Here is a 23,229-nt window from a genome sequence, read left to right as displayed (position 1 = left end):
CCTGTTTTGATAATATCACATAGAACTCTTAACAATCCGGTATGAATCTTGCTAAGTATACTGAAGCTCTGATTTACATCACCCAAAGCTACATCGGTCAAGCTTTTCAAAAATTAAATCGGATTTTTAGAGAATATTTAATACTGATTAAGTAAAATATATTGCATCAAAAGTCTTGGCACAACTAAGAAAAAATCAAGAAAAGGATAAGATTAAGTTAATAATTTCACTAAAATACGCAAGTATTTGGTAGCAAAGGCTATTTATTCCAGTTAACCAACATTTATAGGTGTTGATACTCTCCGGGCTATAAGCCCGAAGATTCTTGGGTCGCGGGGATTCCAACGAATTTACCCTCACCAAGCATCTTCACCAAATCTTTGATAACCAAGACCTTGAATAAAACCTAGCTACAGTAGCGATTACAGTTAGTGCTGTTGAAATTCCAGAGTTGACGGAGGAAGAACAGAGCGATCGCTTGCACTTGGAACGCAAAGTGGAGAGAGCGTTTTTTGAGGCAGGCAAGGCTTTAATGGAATTGCGCGATCGTAGATTATATCGGTCTACACATAAAACCTTCGAGGAATACTGCCGTGAACGCTTTGGTTACAGCCGACGACAGCCTTACCTTTTGATGGATGCGGCTGTTGTTTTTGATAATCTCTGTGATCTATTCTGCCATTACACAGTTACCAATTAGTGCAACACTTGGATGCCCAATTATCTTGATTAGCATATTCAGCAGTAATTGTACAATTTGCTCCCCAGTCTATTCCTACAACTACGTGAGTTGCTTCTACACAATCAATTGCATTTAAATCTATAGTCTCTTTTAATTTTTCGTTGCAAATATTGATTGAATCTGATTTCGTTGTAATCGAATACAGCAGTGTCACTCTTCCAGCTCTCGCACTTGTTTTCTCTTCACGCAGGTAATTTCCAGAACCCTGTAAATTTACTAATCCCGCCAAAACACTTAACTTTAGTTCCGCATGAACGCCTAATTTATTGAATTTGTCAGATAGACGATCAGTTATTTCATCATGGTTGTAACAGATCCCCCCGTTGGTTGGTCTAATGCCCAAGATCAGCTAAAGTGGGTCTGGAAAATCCTTGCTTCCAGCTACGTCCACGATACAGAAGCTTGGATTGAAATTAGCCGCAGCAATGACTTCTTCATCCAATCGCAACAGCCATTAACTCAACAGCGATCGCTCATGCCCAAAAGCTCTAAACTGTTTAATTCGCTCCTTGATTACCAGAAAAAAATCTTTACTCAAAATTCAATCTATCAAAATAGTGAATTTCTATAACAACTTCTGACGCAAAAACCTCTATCTAAGGATCGATATGGCTAATAAGCAAAATGAAGTAAAAATAGTATACTAAATCACATGAGATTGTATTCTATGAAACTGAATTATTTTACAAAACAGTTTTCCACGGTAAAACGCTGGATGGCTACAACACTGTTTTGTATGTTAGCGATCGCTTTTGTTTGGCAAGGTGCATTTTTCTCGAACACCTCAGCAATGGCTGATCCCACTGCAACCTTGATTGCATCCAAAGACGCGGGCGATCAAGTTCAAGAAAAAGCCAGTGAAGATGCTGGACGAGCCAAAAATTTCATCCAAGATACGGCAGATAAAGTCAAGCAAACTGCCAAGAACAATGCCAATAAAGTTGACCAAGCAACGGATGACAATGGTAGTTTTGCTGAGCGCAAAGCCAAGAGAGATGCGGCTACAATTCAGAAAAGAGCAGACGAAGATTCGGCTCGGACTAAAAAAGCAGTAGACAAGACAAAGAATGCTGTTGAACGCACTGTTGATAGCATCAAGGATGCTTTTAGCAAGTAGAGAAAACATCTACTGAAAATGAGGTAGGCACAATTCATGAATTGTGCCTACCAAAGACTTAGCGCAACGCAAAATTAATTTCTGGAGATGGCTATTGCTAACACCAGAAAATTTCCTTTTGGTCAACAAACAGTAGGGTTTAACTACGCTTCCGAATTAAAGTTAGCCCATCCGCGATCGGTAGAACGCTGATGTCAATCCGTTCATCTTTGTAGAGAGAGTTTTTCATTCAGTAATCGAAGGGCTACGGTTTCAGTGTCTTGAAATTCTTGATCAATTACCTTCCCAGACCAAAGCACATTATCAATGATAATTAATCCGCCAGCACGTATTAACTGTAGTGCCCGTTCATAATATGAGAATGAAATAGCCCTAATATGCAATCGCTTAGTTTTCCAATTGATAAGACGGGTTTTCGGGCGATAGAAGCGTCGTTTGGACGTGAGCCTGACAGAATTGTTCTAACATTTCAGCTACCGAATTTCGGGTTGTAATCGCTCTGTCTTCACTGTTTTCTCCGAGAGCATCAATATTCATTACAATCACTTGAGTTGTTTCTGTAATCCGGGTTTTATGTCCATTGCGCCAATTCCAGCGACGACACATCACTTCTTTTGACTCAGCAGCAACATAAATGACTTCCCCGACATCAGGATTTTCAATGGTTTCTGGTAGTCCTATCGGCGTAAAACGTTCATTGCCATTGCTATAACGCAGTTCTAAGAGAGTTCCTATACTTGTTAAGTCATCCCCTCCTACAGGAATGACATCTCGGATAGAGTTGATATTCATAATTGCAACCACCTTATTGATAAAAGGAATAGATGTGCCTGGTTTTTGAACTCGTTTCAGCAAATTCCGATGAGCCGGGATGAATTTATTGAAATTTGAGCCAAATTGACGATGAGCTTCATCCCAATCAGTAATTCGAGGATCTGTTTTTAAATCAATGGGATGCAGAGATGCTTGACTAATGACTTCATTGAGTGTATTTTCTAAGTTCTCCGAATGTCCTTGGTTTTGCAGTTGTGTTGCAATGACGATTCCTCGACGAAAGGTGGGATAGTTATTGAAGATCGCTTCATCAATACGGATGGTTGCATTCATTGTGATTTTCTTGATGAGTTTAGAATCCGCTTAATTTTGCTAGGGATAACTTCAAAAGATTGCTCCTAGCGAAGCGAAATTAAGCGGATTGATGATCGAACCGATAACCTGACATTACCCGATGTTGGGGATCGAGTAACCGTTCACGATTTTTCTCAAATAGCTCTAAAGTCTGAACCGCAGTCTTTTTGGCAGAAATTCCGACTGAATTTGAACGTATACTACCTGTTTCGCCACCCCCAAACTTAGAACAAACTCCCTTATGGGCGTGAGCTAAACTTCTGTAGGCTAAAACAAACCGTTCATGGCTCGATTCCAGTTCAGGGGGGAGATTTTCAAAAATTGGCTTCAATCGCATCCAAATTGCTACCAAGAAAAAATGATCCCATAACATTAAACCACTAAAGTCATGAGACTCAACATGAGGAGGGATCATTGTGGGACGAATCTGCTGGTCATAGTCTACTGGATTAAAACTTGCTGCCAGTTCCATCGCTGCACCAGAGGCTAACATTAGAGTGGCAGCAGATTCTAATTCTGCTTGAGCTAAAGCGAGATTTTCGTTAATCATTGCTTGCTCAAACCTCTGTAACCCAATATTTAAGGCTTGAATCATCGAAAAAAACGACCAGTGAAGTTTTTTCCAAATCTCTAATGATTGTGGTGACATTTAGCTATTCTTCTGAAAATACAGTAAACACTCTTGTAAGTAACTTTACATACTCCTGATAGCCCTTCTTTAAATCCACGACTTTGCTAGAGTTAAAGTCCTTCGACAGAGAGAGCAAGAAAAATTCTCGAAGGGCAAGAATGATACTAGACACAAGAACAATAGCAGTATCCTCAGCTTGAACGTGGACTATTTGAAAGTAGCGATCAAAGTCGTCGATTCTTTCTAAACTTAAGAAGCCACTATGAGTTAATGGATCATTAACTGGCGATCGCTTTGTTTCCCCTAAAATGATTAAGGCTTGATTCAGCTTATCTCCTGCTAGGTCAGCAGAGGAATGGTTAACCGCTTCTAATATCAACTTGAGTGCCTCAGACACTCGCTCATCCGTCTCATAACTCAGGGTTAACTGAGTCGGTAATTGCTGAGGAGTTAGCAAATTAAGATATTCAGATTCCATCGTCGATTTTATGATGTAATTCGAGTAAATATTTAATTGCTGGCAACATATTTGTTAAGTAACCATAAAGTTTTTTCATTGCGCAGTGAATATTTTTACATTAGCTTCATAAAGCATAAGACCTTAGTTTCCAACTATCCAAATCACCCTGACGGGCTTTTGGGTTTACTCTATCAGTAAAATACTCAGAAATTTTACATCAAGGGAGGGATAAAATTTACTAATTGATTTATGAATATTAATTTACTAAACAAATACTGAAAATTAGATAAAATAACTAATGTACTTATACATACATATTTATCGCCTCCAAATGAACTAGCGATCGCTGATAAAATTAGCTGGTGTTACCGAAGAATAAAAGAAATAATTGCTAAATATTTACCAGCAATTATGCTGAAAATATAGTTAGAAATGAGATATTTAATTTTCTTTTGTACTAACTTTAAAAGGCAAAACTGAGTAATCTGCTTAGGGAACTTCCGCAAATTGCTCCTGAAAAACTTGTTTTTATATACGGGCTATAGGCTAGATTCAGGTATTGTTACTTATTGACAAATGTGTTATATGTTTAACTGATTGTAACTTCATTTGACGAAGTGTTAATGGGTAACAAATTTTTCACCATTATTAATTACGAAGTTATACTTTCCACTACAACTTAGTAACAATGTAAGAGTTTGAATCTGTGGACAACCCGACCGTGGGAAAATCAAAATACCGAAAGCGTGAAATTAGAGAGGAAAACCTTATAATATGCATTTGAGCGAAATCACCCATCCTAATCAGTTGCACGGTTTATCTGTTCGCCAACTGCAACAGATTGCCCGTCAGATTCGAGATAAGCATCTCCAAACGGTAGCAGTTAACGGTGGACACTTGGGGCCAGGGTTGGGTGTTGTGGAATTAACACTAGGACTTTACCAGACACTGGACTTAGATCGGGATAAAGTGATTTGGGATGTGGGACACCAGGCTTATCCCCACAAACTGCTGACAGGACGCTACGATCGCTTCCACACCCTCAGACAAAAGGACGGAGTTGCGGGTTATCTTAAACGCGGTGAAAATAAGTTCGACCACTTTGGGGCTGGACATGCTTCTACAAGTATTTCAGCCGCATTGGGCATGGCTTTAGCGCGAGACTTAAAAGGAGAAAAATTTAAAGCCGTTGCTGTGATTGGCGATGGGGCGCTGACTGGGGGTATGGCTTTAGAAGCCATCAACCATGCTGGACATATGCCAAAAACCAACGTGTTGGTTGTTCTCAACGACAACGATATGTCTATATCTCGCAACGTCGGCGCGATTCCCCGCTATCTCAACAAAATGCGCCTCAGCCAACCGGTGCAATTTATTAAAGATAATCTTGAGGAACAGTTTAAGCAAATTCCCTTCGTTGGCGAATCTTTATCTCCCGAACTCGGGCGCATCAAAGAAGGTATGAAGCGCTTGGCTGTTCCCAAGGTAGGTGCAGTTTTTGAAGAACTCGGCTTTACCTACATTGGGCCAGTGGATGGGCATAATCTCGAAGAATTAATTGCCACTTTCCAACAGGCACATCAGATAGCAGGCCCAGTTTTGGTACACGTAGCAACAGTCAAGGGCAAAGGCTATGAAATTGCCGAACTAGATCAAGTTGGCTACCACGCCCAAAGCCCTTTTAACGTAGCAACTGGCAAAGCTATTCCTTCCAGTAAACCCAAACCCCCGGCTTATGCCAAAGTCTTTTCTCACACTCTGGTAAAACTTGCCGAACAAAACCCAAAAATCATCGGGATCACTGCGGCGATGGCAACCGGGACAGGTTTAGATAAACTGCAAGCAAAATTGCCCAATCAATATATTGATGTCGGCATTGCTGAACAACACGCGATTACGCTAGCTGCGGGACTTGCAACTCAGGGTATGCGTCCGATCGCCGTTATTTATTCTACCTTCCTGCAACGCGCCTATGACCAGATAATTCATGATGTCTGCATCCAAAACCTGCCAGTATTCTTCTGCTTGGATCGGGCAGGAATTGTCGGTGCTGATGGCCCCACCCACCAAGGTATGTATGACATTGCCTATCTGCGTTGCATTCCCAACATGGTAATGATGGCACCCAAGGACGAAGCAGAACTGCAAAGCATGATCGTAACTGGTGTTAACCATACCAGTGGACCGATCGCAATGCGTTATCCTCGTGGCAATGGTTACGGTGTCCCTCTGATGGAAGAAGGTTGGGAACCTTTGGAAATCGGCAAAGGCGAAATTCTCCGTACTGGCGATGATGTGTTAATCATTGGTTATGGCACAATGGTTTATCCAGGAATGCAAGCTGCTGAAATTCTCAGTGAACACGGCATTGAAGCAACTGTAATTAATGCCCGTTTCGTTAAGCCTTTGGATACCGAGTTGATTTTGCCTTTGGCTAAAAAAATCGGTCGCGTCATCACCTTGGAGGAAGGTTGTATCATGGGTGGCTTTGGTAGTGCGATCGCTGAAGCTTTACTAGATGCAGATATTCTTGTTCCTGTCAAGCGATTTGGTGTACCAGATGTGTTAGTAGATCATGCTGAACCCAATGAATCTAAGACAGAACTAGGTTTAACTAGTCATCAAATAGCAGAGAGAGTTTTAGAAGCTTTCTTTAAACGGCAACTATCTACTGTTGTTTAGCTAATTCTTTGTAGAATAAATCGTCCACACTTGTGATTCAGGTGTGGGCGATCGCTACATCAAATTTAGCAAAATTTTCCTACTTAACTACCTTCACCAATCGCAATAAAATTAAAAGCGGAATTTTCTTTCGTAACTGCCTTGCAATCACAGCATTTTGTCATTGCTTCACTTCAAAAAATACACAATATTTTCAGCCAAGATTTATCCTCATACAAATTTTCCCAGTACCCAATACAATCAACGTTGCTGATTAAAAATATGAATTAGCCTCACACAAAGGCGCAAAGGTACAAAGAAAAAGAAGCCTATTTATAGTTAATAATTTGTGTGAAAAGTCAGAGGATGTTTGAAAAAGATTAGGCGAATAGAATTCGCTACTACACAAGCTCTCGTCCACCTCCGTGGACTAATACAAAATGAAAGGTTTTTAACCCAGGTCGGTGGGTAAAGTCTCGTATAGCCAAGCCAGTGCGGTCTTCTCCCAAAGGGAGAGGCTGGTGCCAAGGGGGTTTCCACGCCACTTGCTTTATGCAGGTGTTCCCGTCCACCTGGCTCCCCATGAGCAACTGGCGTGCGACTTCTAGTCGCCAGGACTAGTAATAAATTAGACTTGTTCATTCATCCTCTCAGACAGTTGGTTCTTGGTATTTGACTCCTCGTTTTTTGTGACGGTCATCAGCAACAATAGGATAAACAATGCTGCGTAATCGATTGATCGCACCGACAGGACGATGCACTGCTAGACCATTCGCAGGAGAAAAACTGAGATTTTCCCCAAAGTCATTTTCCTTGGGAGAATTAACCTTCTGATGCTTAACTGTTAGGCGACCAACTGTAAAGAAGGGTGATTCCTCTTCATTCCAAACAATGGTGGTATCATCAATGGACATTTCTGGACTAGTTTGAAATTGGATTTGAAAGTTCCAATGATATTCAGCATCAGGCTTTGCTAAAGCTTGAATAATATCCTCTCGGTAGTAGTTGTCCTCTGAACCTGAGGCTTTGGCACGCTGAAGCTCACTTTCTGGTCTGGAATCCAGAGGAAGTTGTTGATGAGGTGATTGACTGGAAACTGGAGTGAATCCATATTTAATCACAACCGGATATTCCACAGGAAATCGACCTGTTTTGTAGGGATCAAAATCAGATTTGAGTCCCACAGAAAATGCTGAAGCACTCCAATAGCGTTCTGTGAGCAAACTTTTGGGAAACCGTTTGAAACTGTTTTTTAAAAGAGTGGATTCATAGGGATGTAACTTTAGCCAAAAAAGCACCAACAGCTTAAAAAGCGGAAACAGCCCTGCTCGATAAACCGTCAAAAAAAAGCTGTGGAAGTCTTTGATGGTTCTAACAAAAAAGAATTCGGTATTGTGGGTAATAATATCTTGGGTTTTTAACTCGTGACTTTGCGGTAGTCGTTCTCCTTCTACGCCTATCACTTTTACGGACATGGAGCGCGTATCGCCTTCATAATCATTCTTTACTGAAAACGCACCATTTGCAAATCGTAGCCAAACTGGATATTGTTTCGGGGTGGCAAATAATCCTTGTTTCAGGGAAATGGCAGAAAGTTCAGCTTTAGATAATGAGGTGCGTTTGCTCAATTCCTGCTTAATTGCTGTTTCATCAAAGTCAAAGATTTCTAGAGTTCCTTGAACAGCAGCGTGGGTTTTAGAATGGGTATCTCTCTTTGCAGTTTTTTTCTTCTCACCTCCGTAAAGATTTTCCATATTCTTTTTGACTAGCTCACTCATGAGAGCGCAATATTTGGCTTCGTCTTTTTCTGGGTATTCGGTAAATAGTTTCATTTTTTTTAGGTAGGATTAATTAGAAAATACTTGATGTGTCTTTAACAATTAGGGTGTGTTTTATCATTCGTAACACACCCTAATTCATTCGGTAATTAAACTGGCTGCCAATCATGGCGATAAAAAGAAATTCTATAGTTTTTACCTTGAGGAATATTGCGATGCACTACTTGGGAGAGGGTTTTTGTATTCTGAATTTCCTCCCAACCTACTTGTGAAAAAGTTTCTGGATTGAAGATATTTTCCGCTAGTAGAGGATTGGTAAATGCTTGAGAAAAAGCATCAATTCCTATCAGTCGTCCGACTAAAGGTGGTAAGGCTGAATTTGGACGCAAATCTTCTGCATAGAGTCCGACGTACAGCTCAATGTTATCTACATGACCGTACAATCGTTGCAGTTCTTTTTGGACTTTTTCATTGCTACTAATCTGATCGAAGTCGGTGACGCGGGGATAGCTGCATAAGTCACGGTAGTCGTTATAGCTTCTTAATTTTGCCGTCCGACCTAAATGAATACTAGCTATTTCGGTGGGAATTAGAAATTCAGGTGTATTGAATAAACTCAGTTGCGCTGCGGGTTGGGAACAGCTTTCCTCAAAGATGGCTCCTAATCCCTTCTTGATAATCATGTCGTTGTTCCACATCGAGGCAGGCATGGGAAGCTTTTGCCCGTTATACATTAAAGTATCGGGTAGCATACTATGCCAACGATAAACTAAACTAAATTCCACCGACATCCAATTATGGCGATACCACTTTTCATTAGTGAACGCGAGGGGATCGGTGAAAAATTGAAAGTGATAGGGAGTTATGTGGTTGATGTAATCTTCTAAAACAATCTTGAGAAATTCAGCCATGACAATATTTCTTGCCGTTTGGAAAAGGCGTTCATCGTCCCAAGTTGGATAATTTTTTGTCAAGAGATCGCACACACGATTATGTTCCCTTAAGGAAAGTACATTCAGCATGACATAGCCGATTTGCACATTTGCTCGTTCTATTTCCAACCCCATCGCAAACAACTTCTGTTTCTTTTCTGGAGCGAACATTTCTGCTTTTGGGGTAGACTCGTCGGTGTAAAGATGGGGCAACCCTCTAAATTCTTCTTTGGGTTTTCCATCTTCGTCATAATAAAAGGGAGGATATTCTTCCCCATTAATAATTTGGCTTTTTAGCTTCCCGCCTTTATACGATCGCAGCAGGTGCGTAATCTTTGGATTTAACCCATAGACATTGCACATATCGATATGGTGGTTAGAACTATTTCTGCGTGGATCGTGGCGGTCGGTTCGGAGAAAGCTATCTGTAAACCATTGAACAAAATAGGGGAAAATTAGAGAGGATTTAGGTGAATATTTCGTTTCCCCAGTTTTGCGATACAAAATCTCTAAATCTTGAATCGGCGGCAGATTTTTCTCAAATTTTTCAGCAGGCGTTAAATTAATGCCGATATAGTTTTCATTAGTCAAGGGTTTCCAATCTAACGGTGGTAGTTGGAGTCCCGAATATGTTCGATCGATCAACGAATCCCAAGATGTATAGGGAGACATTGTACTAAACGGATATGGACGAGTCGGAATTTTTAATATTGCATTGCTGGTGAGAGTTTTGTTAACTTTTTTGGCGAGACCTGGGTTGCTTTGAATAAAGTTCCAAATTGGTTTAAAACCGGTTAAAACAGCCGTCTCAAGTTTGTTTCTAAACCCATCTCTTGATGTATCTCTTTTTGCAGTCATAATTGTTTCTCCTTTAGAATCGCTTGTTAACTTAATCGCTTGCTTATGTTTGAAAATAACGCTCATTACTGCTGATGGTTTTGGGAAGGCAAAAACATCAGTAGTAGGGCTAAGGCAGCAGGCACTCCTTGAAACAAGATTATTAAGAGATTAATTCAGTTTATCGATAATGTTTTGTAGATTCTTGGGTCGATAGTCCTTGCGACTTTTCAAACGGTTGATCGTGCTTTCATGAATATCTTCAATGACATCGCCGACCTCACGAAACTTGATTCCTGCCAATTTAAAGAATCCAACATCGTTATTAAAGTCACATTCATAATTGGGGTTAATGCCTGTGGGGATCACACTTGGATCTAAATCAAGCCCCAATCCTAAGACACCGACTGAATCAATCATCCACTGTAAGGCAGCATCTGATAACCCGCTGTATTCTTCGGTTCCACCGCCAACGCAACCATGCTGACCTGGAAACCACTTTTGAATCACCCGCTGCTTTTCAGCCTCAGGATGCTTTTTCATAGGAGTTACATCAAAGATTTCGCGGATTTCGTCGATCGCCACAGCGTGCAATGCATTCTCAATACATTTGTTTAAAGTAGTGTCATGAAATCTGTACCGCTTATTCAGCTGCTCGCTCAACTTGCTGAAGGCGGGTATCCCAGGAATACCAAGGGCACCGACGGTATCAAAACAACCGATCAAGGTGATAGGGACTCGCTCTCCGTAGTCTTTACGGTATTCTACTGCTGTCTTATCCTTGGGTTTAATACCTCGGTTACGGTAAAGGTCGTAAGCTTCATGTGCTTTGGTGACATGGGGGCGGTCTAGAAGACCGGAGCAATAGATCATCCCTGCGAGACTTCTAACTGTGTAAGCACCGCGACTGAAGCCGAACAAATAGATTTCGTCACCAGTAACATAATTGAGACTAAGAAATCGGTAGCAATCTTCTATATTTCTATCGATTCCTTGTCCGGTAGCTCCCCCTAAAACTTTTTGACTCTCGGTTCCAATGCCCGCGTCATAAAATATGATCTGTGTAACCCCGTCACTGGCGATCGGTTTCACGGATTGAGCTAACTTAACCACATTGCTTGGGTAAGGACTTATTAATTGTTGCCAGGTTCCATCACAGCATATAACAAGACGTTTCATAGTTCTATTCCAAAGCTTTTTAGTAATTAGATCAACGATGTTGTTGGTTTGTTAGACCACTTCTTACTAACTAAGTAAAAGAAGATTTTATGAGAGCGATCGCAATATAAAGTGAAGATAAATTAAGGCGCTCGCACTTTATTAAGAATTCTTTAAAAGAAATAATTCCCGAATGAAAACGCTTCCGAAATTTCTAGGCAGTTTGCCTAGATGAACGCTTTCGCAACAAAACACCACTTACCGCAGCAGCAGCCAACAACCCTAGCCCAGAATTAGCTTCTAGCACTTGAGTGGGGTTTAGTCTTATCCGAGAATAACTCTTGGCTGGTAAATGGCAAGTTAGCTAAACTAGGATTTAAGCAAACATTAGTATTCGCTGGTTGATTGGGAATAGCAACAGTTTGACCTTGGTTGACCTCCGGTTTTCCATCTGTATTCACCTCTATATGCAGAGGTGTTTCTGGACAAAATGATGGCTCACTCAAGTTAATAGCTGCAACCAAATCCCAAGCTGGGTTAGGAATCAACGGGTCATTTCCAGAAATATTTGTCAGAGCATAGTCCAATAATTTTGATGCCAGAATGCTCTCAGGAGTACCAGTTGCTTTCCATGCAGCTTGATCTGCTCGAGTAAACCCAATTTTGTTAGTTGCATCCAATGGAGTTAGATATATTGGCAATCCTGCGGAAAATACCTTTTGTGCTGCTACTGGATCAATCCAGATATTAAACTCAGAAAGTCGGTTTTGTTTCAATATAGGGTCAAGATGTTCCCTAAGATTTCCTGGAATAAAGACTGCACCACCCATAATTTGCAGGCGATAAATCTTTTTAGCGATGCTTGGGTCGATCGTCAGTGCTTCTGCTATGTTTGTCGCAGAACCAGTCATTAAAATCTCCACTGGTTCTGGCGACTGGTTTATTGTATCTACAATTAATTGAGCAGCACTTCTTTGATCAACAGTTTCAAGGGCTTGATCTGGCAGGTTGGTAAAAGGAGTCCAAAATGTATCCGTATCCGCTCGAAATGCATCGGGAAAAGCATTATTCCCTGACAAGGGCGTTTCCCTACCAACAGCAACAGGTATCCCAGTTATTCCAAGTTCTGCCAGCATCCGCATGACATTATTGCCAAATATTTGAGGGTGGGCTAATCCCTGACTTATGGTCATAGCCTTGACCTCGAACTTAGGATTTTGCAATATGTACGCCCAAGCAGTCATGCCATCCTGACTACCATCATCATCCAAAATTACTGGTGTACGATTCAAGGTACTACCAAAAGCAGATTGACTCACAAAAGCAATTGGCAACGTTAGTAACAGTATTAGAGAAGAGAGAAGTAAATAACAAAGATGGCTTTTTAATAAAGACTTTTTCATGAAACTTTACTTCTGGTTTGATTGAAATTTGAGTTTGGGAATTGACCCAAAAAAGTTTGCTCATCTAATAACGTTCTAATGTTATTAGTTTGTTAGACAACTTCTCATTAAGTAAAAAAGATTGTAGTAGAGCGATCGCGGCATCAATTTTAGGGAAATGTTCCCACTTAACTGCCTTCACCAATGGCAATAAAATTAAAAGCTGATTTTTCTTTCGTCACTGCGAGTTCTGGAGAACCTGTACCAGATTGTTGTTTAATTCCTAAATCCCAGATAGCAACTTCCGCCTTGTTTGGAGTTATATCTTTAACAATAATTTGATTATCAGCACCCCAATCTTTCAAAGTAGCTACCACGCTGGGAGGTTCAACAAAAGGTTGTAAAAAAGTAATTACATAGGTTCCTGTTTCCGGTGATTTTACTTCAAACCTTTATCCAGTTTGTTTTGTTCCGTCTTCACTAACTGTTCCGTAAATAATTTGTTGTGTCATTTTTTTCACTCTTAAATTTTTTCTGGAAGTAGAGTGCGTTATTGCATTGCTTTAACGCAATCTCTACGTCATCGAATTTCAGTCAACTTAGCTTTTAGCGGCTCAAGTCTAGTTATTTGTTTCCTGGTAACTGCTGCGGTTGTACAGGATTTCCTGAGATAGGTTTGAATGGCTTGAATGTGTTGATATCTACACAAGCGGTACTATCCAGCTTGACTCTGAGTTCAGCGCTGAAAGTAACTAGCTGCTCAACAAGAGCCTGGCGATCGGTTAAGCAGCCTTTGATTGCCATGAGTTCTCCCAAAGTCCACTCATAGAGATGTCTGTCTGCATTGTTAATGATCACAGTCAGTTCGTTTCTGATTCTCAAGATTTGGTTGAGAAGCTCGTCCACCTTGATGTTGATTACATTCGCTACCTGGATGTTGAATGATTCTCTATCGCCTATGATGTTGATCACTTCATCCACATACTGTGTAACCAGAGTTATGAATGTCTGATTCCACTCGTTGCGGACGTTCTCAATCTTGATGTCAATATCTCTGTAGACGTTATTAATCTTGTTGTTAATTTCACTACTGTTGACAACGAAATTCAGAATCCTGTTGTTAATTTCACTACTATTGATAACAACGTTCTCAATCTTCTGATGAATTTGAGAATTATCGTTCAAGATATTCTGAATCTTCTGGGTTAATTGAGCGTTATCAAAAATTTGGTTAATGACGATGTTGTTGTTGGTTACATTGTGCTGTAAGCGCCGATCAACGTACTGATTCAATACGTCATTCTCATTGACAATATTCTGAGTAATTAACTTGACGTAATTTTGTACCTTTTGCTCGTAAGTGTCATCGATTTGCTTGCTGACATACTGATTAATATCGCTATTGTTATTGACGATGTTCTGAGTAATTAACCTAATAAATGTCTCTCTGCCACCTATTATGTTGATCAGTTCATCGACTTGCTGTGTAACCAAACTGATAAATGTCTGATTCCACTCGTTGCGGACATTCTCAATCTTGCTGTTAATTTCAGTGCTGTTAGTAACAAGGTTCACAATACTGTCGTTAAGTTCAGTGTTGTTGGTTACGTTTTGCTGTAAGCGTTGGTCAACGTAGTGGTTTAATGCATCATTATCATTGATAATGTTCTGGGTAATCACTTGCATGTGATTTTGGATCTTTTGCTCGAAGGTGTTGTCGATTTCCTGGTTGAAGTACTGGTTCAGTTCAGTATTATTGACAAGGTTCTGAGCAATTACGCTGATGTTATTGCGTATTTTTTGCTCAAAGCTTTGGTCAATTCCCTGATCAACATGCAGGTCAATGTACTGGTTGAGTTCCGGCTTATTGACGATGTTGTTGATAATTAATTCGATGTTGTCACGTATTTTTTGTTCAAAGCTTTGGTCGATTTCCTGGTTAAAGTACTGTTTAATTTCAGTATTATCATTGATGATATTCTGAGTAATTAAGCTAATGTTGTTGCGTATCTTTTGCTCAAAGCTTTGGTCGATTTGCTGATCAACATGCTGGTCAATGTACTGATTGAGTTCCGGCTTATTGACGATGTTATTGATAATTAATTCGACGTTGCTACGTAATTTTTGCTCAAAGTTTTGGTCGATTTGCTGATCAACATGCCGATCAATGTATTGATTGAGTTCGGGCTTATTGACAATATTGTTGATAATTAATCCAACATTGTTACGTAATTTTTGCTCAAAGTTTTGGTCGATTTGCTGATCAACATGCCGATCAATGTACTGATTGAGTTCCTGCTTATTGACAATGTTGTTGATAATTAATCCGACATTATTACGTATCCTTTGCTCAAAAGTCTGGTCTACATACTGGTTGATCTGCTGATTAATTCTCTTTGATATCTCAACGTTAATCTTATCTTCTACAAGCTTGTCTAAATAGCCAGACCAGCCTTGCAGGTGCTGGTTAAGACTAAACTCCATCTGCTGTATATAAGCATCCATTGAGAATCTGACCTTTGCCACTTCTACAGCCAAATTCTTAAAGTGCTTCTCGTAGTTCTTCAGCAGCCAAGTTTCAAGCTGATCCCAATACTTAGCCTCCAGCGTCACATCAGCTTCATCTATCACGTTGATAGATGCATTAATCTGTTGTAACTGCTCCTCCCACTTCTTCTTAAACTCGTCTTCGTTAAAACGGAAGGTAAACTCTACCGAGCTGTTCGCACCCACTGCTTCACGACTCACAGATCCACCTGAGCCTTGAATATTTGTAACAGTCTCGGTTGTACTATTTGTAACAGATCCCGTTGTAGCAGTTTTGGTTGTACTATTTGTGACAGAACCCGTTGCAACAGTTACGTTATTATTCTCCTGCTTTTTATAGTTTTCAGTCAGTTCAGTTGCGCTTACTGGCTCTATTGCCAGAATAATTTGACCTTCGTTATCATCTTTGTAGGTGTCAATAAATAAACCTAATAAGGTAGTTTTTTCTTTGACCTCTAAAATTATTTCGTCTTTTAGACCATTCAATGAAATCCAACTTTTTTCAACTTCTATGGCAGTCAGTTTGGTAATAAATTTTCCACCTTGAACCAAAATTAAAGCCCAAGGTTCTATATCAAACTTCTTACTATCCGACCAATAGGTGGCATTACCTTCACGAATTTTTATCTTATAATTTCCAGGTGTTAATTCAACAAAATTGGAACCAGATTGTTTCAACTTAGACAGATTTATTTCATCCAGCACATAACAATTACGTTTGCTGTCTACTTTTAAAGTCTGAGGGTTGAAAAATGGTTTATTACTGGTAATAGAAAGATTAATTGCTCCACTGTTATCGGCATTATTGACATCAAAAAACAAGGCGTTGAGAACTGCTTTCTTTTTTACTTCTAACTTCAGAGTATCATTATATCCATTTAAGGTTGTCCAGGTTGCGCCTACTTCAAAACCTGTGCTTTTATTGATAAATGTACTACCATCAGCCCCATATATCCAGAGTAAGACAAAAGGTTCTCCTTCTGTTTTACTCTGGGCATAGCTGTAGCGACCATCAGTAATTTTGATATCAAAAGTACCTTTCTCGAAAGTAAAAGAAGTTGCAACATTTTGTTGCAGGTTGTTCATTTGATCGCGGTCGATAACGTAACAATTGTTTTTGGTATCGATGGTTAAAATACTCATATTTTCTTCCTTAATCACTTTAATTTCTTGAGATTTTGTCTCTTCCAATTTTTCCTTTGAGTTTACTTCGGGAGCGATTTCTGTTATTAGTGCCGTAGCTGGTTCATAAATAGTGATACCTGCCCAACGACCGATAGGATCGGTTATGGCAACTAAACTTCCAATACCCGTGGTAGTATCAATACGGATTAATTGACCATCTTTACCTAACTTAAAGAAGTTGCCAGTCACGCCATAGAGAACATCACCAACAAATTCTATACTGGCAAGATCAGCAAAGCCAATATCGCCGATAGTTTTGACTTCACCTGTATCGAGGTTGGAGGTTGCTAATAATTTCTTCTTGTCGTAACCAATTAAGGTAATATAAGCTTTGCCATCAGCATCAAAGGCAACTTCGCCACAGTTGTAGTCTTTATCTGCTACCGTTACTACTGGCGTACCTTTTCCTGTTTCCAAATCAATCGCAATCAGTTGTTTAGCAGTTGTGGCGTAGAGAGTATGACGCTGGCGATTATATGCCAAACCAGCTGTAGCAAATCCAATATCACCAACTACAGTAGCATCACCTGAATTAAGGTCAATTTTAACTAGTCTGGTCTTATCTCCCTCTTGATCGAGTCCATATAGTTGGGAACCGACAAAAGCAATGTCAGAAACCTCTGTAACTATCTCGCCAATAAAGGTAGCTTTACCTGTGACTAAATCTAGAGTATAAAGTTTGCTTAATTCATTAGAAACACAATCTTGGATATAAACTGCTCCTGGTTTGAGCTTAATTGTTTTAGCTGTGCGACTACCACAGATAACTTTTTCTAAAACTGCACTAAAACCGCTGATAGCGTCTTTATCTGTAAAAGATTGTCCACCTGTTGAGGTTGCAATTCTGGCGTATTCGGTTTTGATACCTTCTTGATGTTTGCTTTTAGAAGTTCCAAAATATGTGTGAACCGTAACTCCTGCTGTTTGGGCTTTTTGGATAGCCAAATTAGCAGCTGTAATATCCTTTTGCTCTGTTTTATCTCCACCTCCTTCGAGCGCTTCATCGCCGAGATAAAAGATAGCTCGTGCTGCACCTTCGCGCCAATCAAAGTATTCTGAGATATCTTCAATGGCACGAGCCGCATCTTCTTGCGCTCCTGCGGACTTTAATTCTCCTCTTTTTCTACCCCGGAGTTTTGATTCAGTCACTTTAGACTTTTGAGTCAGATAAGCTCTGATAGTTTGGTCGAAGTTTGTCCCTTTCCAAGTACCTTCTATGCCTAACCAAACTACTTTTAAATCTGAAGGACAACTAGATTTAGCTTTGGCGATCGCACTAGCAGCAGCATCACTCAAACTCTGGGCTTCATCTTTCATCGAAGGACTAGTATCGATAACGATCACTAAATCAACGGCAGGTATAGAACTTGCTTCTTTGTTCATACTTCGTTCCTTTTTTTTATTTTGAAATAAACTAAATAATTTCATACTTGAAGAGGTTAATGAGTTTCAATTTTGAAACGTAATGAAAATCCAAGTGTTAGACATGTTTTTGGATAGATTAACTTTTGTAAACACTCAGCTTGGCAATTTTTTAAAGTGCCTTCATTCTATCCAAATATCCAAAGCTGGGAATACTCACACCCTTGTTCAAATCTGCAATGAGCTTGCTGTATCCTAATGTAAGTACTAGTTCCTGTTATCACCTAAGATAGATATCAAACCTGTATTTGAACTACTTAGCCCCCCTTTAAAAATATAAATGACTATACTCTTTCCGAGTACCTTTATTCAAATTTACAGGTATCTTTGTATATCCGTAATCAACGTCTGGGATTGGTAAATACTAAAAATTCAAATTTTGTAGTTAAATTATAGCGCTTTTTGATAACTAGCAACTTGAGTTAAGAGAAAAACTGATTTCGCTTAACTCTTGAAATCTTATACCACTGATCTCAGAATCAATGCAATATTAATGTCACAAAAAAAAACATTGGAATATTAAGAATTATTTAAAATAACTGGAGTTCAGTTGTACATAAACTTATGAAGGTGTGAATAAACATAAGTATATTAGAGTTAATGTAGTATAATAAAATTATTCTAATCATCAGACTCGATAATTACTTGACTTAACTTCCAACTACGCATAATATTTTTAACCAGCTACTTATTCCAGTTTTATTGCTTTCGTCAGAGTAAAATATACAAACTCTGATTTTGATGAATTTTATTTTGAATTTTGAATTATTTATGACACTTTCCACAAATCAGGTTTATCCCGTTATTTGGCACAATGACTCAGTGTCGCTAATTGACCAAACTCGCTTACCAAACGAATATACATTTGTGGAAATTCACCGGAGTGAAGATATGGCACGGGCGATTAAGACGATGATTGTCCGAGGTGCGCCGGCAATTGGTGTGGCTGCGGGGTATGGAATGTATCTTGGTGCAAGGGAAATTGAAACAAGCGATCGCCACGAATTTTTAGATAACTTAGATAAAGTAGCGCAGTTGTTGCGTTCTACTCGGCCGACGGCGGTGAATTTATTTTGGGCAATTAGCCGGATGATGACAGCCGCCTACGAAACGTTGGGAACAGTAGAAGAGATTAAGCAAACCCTTTTACAAACAGCCCAAGCAATCAATACTGAAGATTTGCAAACCTGTCGGGCGATCGGCGACAATGGTTTGGCAGTTTTGCCCACTACCCCAGAAAAGCTGACGATTCTTACCCACTGTAATGCTGGGGCGCTAGCTACTGCTGGTTATGGCACTGCTTTGGGTGTTGTGCGTTCTGCTTGGAGGGAAGGACGTTTAGAGCGTTTATTTGCCGACGAAACCCGTCCCCGTTTGCAAGGGGCAAAACTCACCACTTGGGAATGTGTGCAAGAAGGCATTCCAGTGACATTAATTACTGATAATATGGCAGCCCATTGCATGAAACAGGGTTTGATTCATGCTGTAGTTGTGGGTGCTGATCGAATTGCTGCTAATGGCGACACTGCTAATAAGATTGGTACATATAGTGTAGCGATCGCAGCTAAAGCCCATAATATACCCTTGTTTGTGGCTGCACCCCTTTCCACAGTTGATTTTGAATTAGCCGATGGCAGCAAAATTCCCATTGAAGAACGCGAACCAACAGAAATCTATCAAGTTGGTGATACCATTCTCACACCTGGGGGTGTAGATTTTTACAACCCAGCTTTTGATGTGACTCCGGCTGAGTTGATTACAGCGATCATTACAGAGAATGGAGCATTTTCTCCAGGGGAATTGGTGAAATCTCAGCCACAACAAGTAGCCTAAGATCAATCCTGTATGAAGATGCACATAACAAGATCCCCTCTGTAGTCCCACTCCACTTACTAAGCTGATGCGCGTCTAAATTGTACATTTTGGTGTTAAGACTGTCCAAAGTCATTGCTCATCTGTCCTTTTAAATACAAATGACTAATGACTAATGACAACCCTCTCCTGAAGGAGACGTTGCGCGTAGCAAGATCTCTGGAGGGGTACACCATTAAATATACAACTTAAATGCGTAACAGCTTACAACTCTGTTGACCAGAGCATCGCATGGGTATAGGTGCGATCGCTTTCCTGATGAATGGAGAAGTAGACCCACTGGAGTATGAGTATGATTTCATGGCTAATTTTCTTACACTAGCACAATTCGATAACGGGCTTTATTTGCGGCAATTTTATCCATCGCTGCATTAATATCAGACAACGGCATTGTTTCAATCATAGGTTTGATTTGATTTATTGCTGCAAAATCAAGCATCTCCCTCATAAATCTTCGTCCTCCTACTATACTACCGGTAATAACTTTTTGACCAAAAATTAAGGGAAGAAGAGGGATATTAAGGGTGGATACAGGAAGACCTACTAAACAAAAAACTCCATTATTAACCAGTAAATTGAAAGCTTTGTCCCAATCAATTGCTGATGAACTAGTACTAATGATTAAATCCTGTGTTCCACTAGCTTGTTTTAAATCTTCAGGAGTATTCCAGTGTCGGAAGTGATGCGCTCCAAATTCTTTTGCTTGATTTTCTTTGTCAATAGAGGTAGAAAAAGCTGTGACTTCTGCTCCCATTGCTCTGGCAAACTTGATGGCTAGATGTCCTAGTCCACCAATACCAATAACTCCAACTTTCATGCCAGGATGTTTGAGATAAGTCCTCAGAGGAGTATAAACCGTAATTCCAGCACATAATAGGGGAGCAGCACTGGCAGAATCTAAAGCATCGGGAATTTTATAGGCAAAATCAGCTGGAGCGCGTAACTTATTGGCAAATCCCCCATGATGACGAACAATTAGTCCTGTATAACCTTGCCGACAAACGTTTTCTTCTCCTCGTAAACAAGCTTCACAAGTTCTACAGGAGTTACGAATCCAGCCAAAACCAACGCGATCGCCAATCTGAAATGAAGTAACATTTTCTCCTATCTGAGTTATTTTACCCACTACCTCATGACCTGCAACCAGGGGGAAAGTACTCAGGTTCCAGTCATTATCCCGCATATGAATATCGGTATGACACAAACCATTATGAGTTACTTGGATTTCAATATCAAGGCGGCCTAATGTTGCAGGTTCATAGTCCCATTTCTGTAGTTTTTCTCCTGCTTCTAAAGCTGCATAGCCTTGGAATGTCTGAGTTTGTGACATAAAGTTGCTCCTAGATACAGCGTTGCTGATTAAAATATGAATGGGTTTCGCGCATACAGCTAAAGCAGAACTCGCAGAGTAGGCGCAAAGAATCAAAGTTTTAGATAATATAATTTCTGCAAGCCGATTATTTTATCACGAATGATATCATGTCCCGGTAATTAGTTGCGACGATTTTGTATATTTAAAACAAGCTCTAATGCAATACGCTTGGGTTAAGCATTTTTTCCTTCTCTTTGCGTCCTTTGCGTCCTTCTCTACGAGACGCTACGCGAAGGCGGTTCGTTAAAAAAATTGACTTTACAGTAGAATTCAAGTATTTGAACCACATCTGTCGTAGTAGCACAGCATTGCTGTGCCCTTACTGCGTGGTTTATTTACCTGAAAATAGCTCTAACAAAGAGTTTTGGCCTTAACCCAAGCGTATTGATATCTAATGGACTTAACCAAAATGCTGAATAATTGCCTCGGCAAATTCAGAACATTTTAAGGGTTCAACTGGTGGTTCTAGCAACCGGGCTAAATCGTAGGTGACTTGACTATTTGCGATCGCAGCACTTAAACCTTTCTTAATTAAGTCTGCGGCTTCTTGCCAACCCAGAAACTCCAGCATCATCACACCAGACAAAATTAGTGAACCAGGATTAATCCGATCTAATCTGGCGTGTTTGGGTGCTGTGCCGTGGGTAGCCTCAAATATGGCGCTAGCATCGCCAATATTTGCTCCAGGACCCATACCCAATCCCCCAACAATGGCCGCAGCCGCATCAGACAAGTAATCGCCGTTCAAGTTCATCGTCGCCAGAATCGAATACTCATCTGGTCTGGTTTGGATTTGTTGAAAAATACTGTCAGCAATCCGGTCATTCACCAAAACTTTCTCTTTCCATTTGCCATCGCCGTGGGTTGCCCAAATTGAGTTAAGAACAGTTTCAACTTCCTTGACAATTTCCGCTTTCTTCTCTTCGGTGAGACTATCAAACCCAGGATCAATCTGGCGGGCGTTTTCTTCCAATAAAATATTGGGATTTTTTTCCTTGTTACTCAAAATCCAAGATTCCCGTTCAGTGACAGTTTCTGGGCGAAATTCGCTGATTGCTAGTTCATAACCCCAATCGCGGAAAGCCCCTTCGGTGTACTTCATGATGTTGCCCTTATGCACCAAAGTCACCTGTTGCTTGTGTTTGGGTAATAGCAAAGCGTGTTTGATGGCACGTCTAACTAGACGCTGAGAACCAGTTTTGCTGATCGGTTTAATGCCAATGCCAGAATCAAGAGGAATGCGTTTTTTCCCATGTTCTGGGGTGGCGGGGATCAGTTCTTCATTGATAATTTTAATTAAGCGATCGCCGATTTCGCTACCTTGTCGCCACTCAATACCTAAATAAATATCTTCCGTATTCTCCCGATAAACAATTACATCCAGCTTTTCGGGATTTTTGTGGGGTGAGGGCGTACCTGCATAGTAACGGCAAGGACGCACGCAGGTATACAAGTCAAAAATTTGCCGCAGTGCCACATTTAAAGAGCGAATTCCCCCCCCAATGGGAGTAGTCAAAGGACCTTTAATTGCTACACCATATTCTTCAATTGCCGTGAGAGTATCTTGAGGTAAATATTGATAAATACCGTATAAATCGCAGGCTTCATCGCCAGCGTAAACCTTGAACCAACTAATTTGACGCTGACCCTTATATGCTTTGGCTACCGCAGCATCTAGTACTTTTTGAGTAGCAGGCCAGATGTCTATACCTGTGCCGTCGCCCCGAATAAAAGGGATAATTGGATTGTCCGGTACGATTGGTTCACCATTTTTAAAGGTGATTTTTGCTCCGATTCCGGGGGGGGTAATCTTGTCGTACATAGTTCACACACTCCTAATGGATACGCTGCTAGTCAAAAAATCCTTATGTGGCAAGGCTTGCATATTTTACTATGTCTTTTGTTTACCAAGTCATAAGGCGCAGATTTTCCCCCTATTCCCCTTGTACATTATTTGGGGATTAAGTGTGGGATTTCAGTGAAGCGATCGCAATTTTGTACGATC

17 protein-coding genes and 2 pseudogenes are annotated in these 23,229 nt (G+C 40.3%); 5 read left to right on the top strand and 14 right to left on the bottom strand.

All coding sequences use genetic code 11. The annotated features are described in order from the left end of the window. Window positions 1–409: 409 nt before the first annotated feature. Window positions 410–664: pseudogene (locus V7K36_RS14895) on the top strand (hypothetical protein); the annotation flags it as partial. 25 nt (window positions 665–689) lie between these two features. On the opposite strand, the gene V7K36_RS14890 reads toward V7K36_RS14895, so the two are convergent. Further along, a complete protein-coding gene (locus V7K36_RS14890) occupies window positions 690–971 on the bottom strand; it encodes a hypothetical protein (protein ID WP_335116907.1) in 282 nt (93 codons plus the stop codon). Between the two features lie 72 nt (window positions 972–1,043). On the opposite strand from V7K36_RS14890, the gene V7K36_RS14885 reads away from it, so the two are divergent. Both V7K36_RS14885 and V7K36_RS14880 read left to right on the top strand, forming a co-directional pair. Further along, window positions 1,044–1,313 carry a hypothetical protein gene (locus V7K36_RS14885; RefSeq protein WP_335116905.1) on the top strand — a complete coding sequence of 90 codons (270 nt, stop codon included), beginning with the start codon at window positions 1,044–1,046 and terminating at the stop codon, window positions 1,311–1,313. A gap of 96 nt (window positions 1,314–1,409) precedes the next feature. Further along, entirely contained in the window at window positions 1,410–1,859 is a 450-nt protein-coding gene (locus V7K36_RS14880) for a hypothetical protein (RefSeq protein WP_334830213.1), read from the top strand. 139 nt (window positions 1,860–1,998) lie between these two features. Here the strand turns inward: V7K36_RS14880 and V7K36_RS14875 are convergent. From V7K36_RS14875 to V7K36_RS14860, 4 genes and pseudogenes are all read right to left on the bottom strand, one after another. Beyond that, window positions 1,999–2,218 (bottom strand): annotated as a pseudogene (locus tag V7K36_RS14875) (SAM-dependent methyltransferase); the annotation flags it as partial. A 28-nt stretch (window positions 2,219–2,246) separates the two neighbouring features. Then, entirely contained in the window at window positions 2,247–2,966 is a 720-nt protein-coding gene (locus tag V7K36_RS14870) for a B3/B4 domain-containing protein (protein WP_335116903.1), read from the bottom strand. A gap of 79 nt (window positions 2,967–3,045) precedes the next feature. Further along, on the bottom strand, window positions 3,046–3,636 hold the full coding sequence (locus V7K36_RS14865; protein ID WP_335116901.1) for a siderophore biosynthesis protein: 591 nt from the start codon (window positions 3,634–3,636) through the stop codon (window positions 3,046–3,048). A 4-nt stretch (window positions 3,637–3,640) separates the two neighbouring features. Further along, window positions 3,641–4,096, bottom strand: a complete 456-nt coding sequence (locus tag V7K36_RS14860; RefSeq protein ID WP_335116900.1) for a hypothetical protein — start codon at window positions 4,094–4,096, stop codon at window positions 3,641–3,643. A 756-nt stretch (window positions 4,097–4,852) separates the two neighbouring features. Between V7K36_RS14860 and dxs the strand changes: the two genes are divergently transcribed. After that, window positions 4,853–6,760 carry a 1-deoxy-D-xylulose-5-phosphate synthase gene (gene dxs / locus V7K36_RS14855; RefSeq protein ID WP_335116898.1) on the top strand — a complete coding sequence of 636 codons (1,908 nt, stop codon included), beginning with the start codon at window positions 4,853–4,855 and terminating at the stop codon, window positions 6,758–6,760. Window positions 6,761–7,078: 318 nt separating this feature from the next. On the opposite strand, the gene V7K36_RS14850 is transcribed toward dxs, so the two are convergent. The 7 genes from V7K36_RS14850 to V7K36_RS14820 form a co-directional block, all read right to left on the bottom strand. Then, on the bottom strand, window positions 7,079–7,381 hold the full coding sequence (locus tag V7K36_RS14850; protein WP_335116896.1) for a hypothetical protein: 303 nt from the start codon (window positions 7,379–7,381) through the stop codon (window positions 7,079–7,081). 8 nt (window positions 7,382–7,389) lie between these two features. Further along, a complete protein-coding gene (locus tag V7K36_RS14845) occupies window positions 7,390–8,571 on the bottom strand; it encodes a catalase (protein ID WP_335116894.1) in 1,182 nt (393 codons plus the stop codon). Window positions 8,572–8,666: 95 nt separating this feature from the next. Next, the gene (locus V7K36_RS14840) at window positions 8,667–10,307 is read right to left on the bottom strand and encodes a peroxidase family protein (RefSeq protein ID WP_335116892.1); all 1,641 of its coding nucleotides are present in this window, start codon (window positions 10,305–10,307) and stop codon (window positions 8,667–8,669) included. A 150-nt stretch (window positions 10,308–10,457) separates the two neighbouring features. Then, window positions 10,458–11,465, bottom strand: coding sequence for a DUF2235 domain-containing protein (locus V7K36_RS14835; RefSeq protein ID WP_335116890.1), 1,008 nt, complete (start codon window positions 11,463–11,465; stop codon window positions 10,458–10,460). A gap of 272 nt (window positions 11,466–11,737) precedes the next feature. Next, window positions 11,738–12,847 (bottom strand): nucleoside hydrolase, encoded by a 1,110-nt coding sequence (locus V7K36_RS14830; RefSeq protein WP_335116888.1) that lies wholly within the window; start codon window positions 12,845–12,847, stop codon window positions 11,738–11,740. A 167-nt stretch (window positions 12,848–13,014) separates the two neighbouring features. Further along, complete coding sequence (locus V7K36_RS14825) at window positions 13,015–13,203, bottom strand: hypothetical protein (RefSeq protein WP_335116886.1); 189 nt, start codon at window positions 13,201–13,203, stop codon at window positions 13,015–13,017. Window positions 13,204–13,450: 247 nt separating this feature from the next. Further along, on the bottom strand, window positions 13,451–17,941 hold the full coding sequence (locus tag V7K36_RS14820) for a hypothetical protein (protein ID WP_335116884.1): 4,491 nt from the start codon (window positions 17,939–17,941) through the stop codon (window positions 13,451–13,453). Window positions 17,942–18,751: 810 nt separating this feature from the next. On the opposite strand from V7K36_RS14820, the gene mtnA reads away from it, so the two are divergent. After that, on the top strand, window positions 18,752–19,813 hold the full coding sequence (gene mtnA / locus V7K36_RS14815) for an S-methyl-5-thioribose-1-phosphate isomerase (protein WP_335116882.1): 1,062 nt from the start codon (window positions 18,752–18,754) through the stop codon (window positions 19,811–19,813). A gap of 352 nt (window positions 19,814–20,165) precedes the next feature. Here the strand turns inward: mtnA and V7K36_RS14810 are convergent, their stop codons facing one another. Next, complete coding sequence (locus tag V7K36_RS14810; RefSeq protein WP_335116880.1) at window positions 20,166–21,182, bottom strand: NAD(P)-dependent alcohol dehydrogenase; 1,017 nt, start codon at window positions 21,180–21,182, stop codon at window positions 20,166–20,168. Window positions 21,183–21,624: 442 nt separating this feature from the next. Continuing rightward, complete coding sequence (locus V7K36_RS14805) at window positions 21,625–23,046, bottom strand: NADP-dependent isocitrate dehydrogenase (RefSeq protein WP_335116878.1); 1,422 nt, start codon at window positions 23,044–23,046, stop codon at window positions 21,625–21,627. Window positions 23,047–23,229 lie beyond the last annotated feature (183 nt).

Origin of the sequence: Nostoc sp., assembly GCF_036919555.1 — a bacterium.
GTDB lineage: Bacteria > Cyanobacteriota > Cyanobacteriia > Cyanobacteriales > Nostocaceae > Nostoc.
Note: the sequence above shows the minus strand (reverse complement) of the source record. Positions and strands in the feature narration are given on the sequence as shown.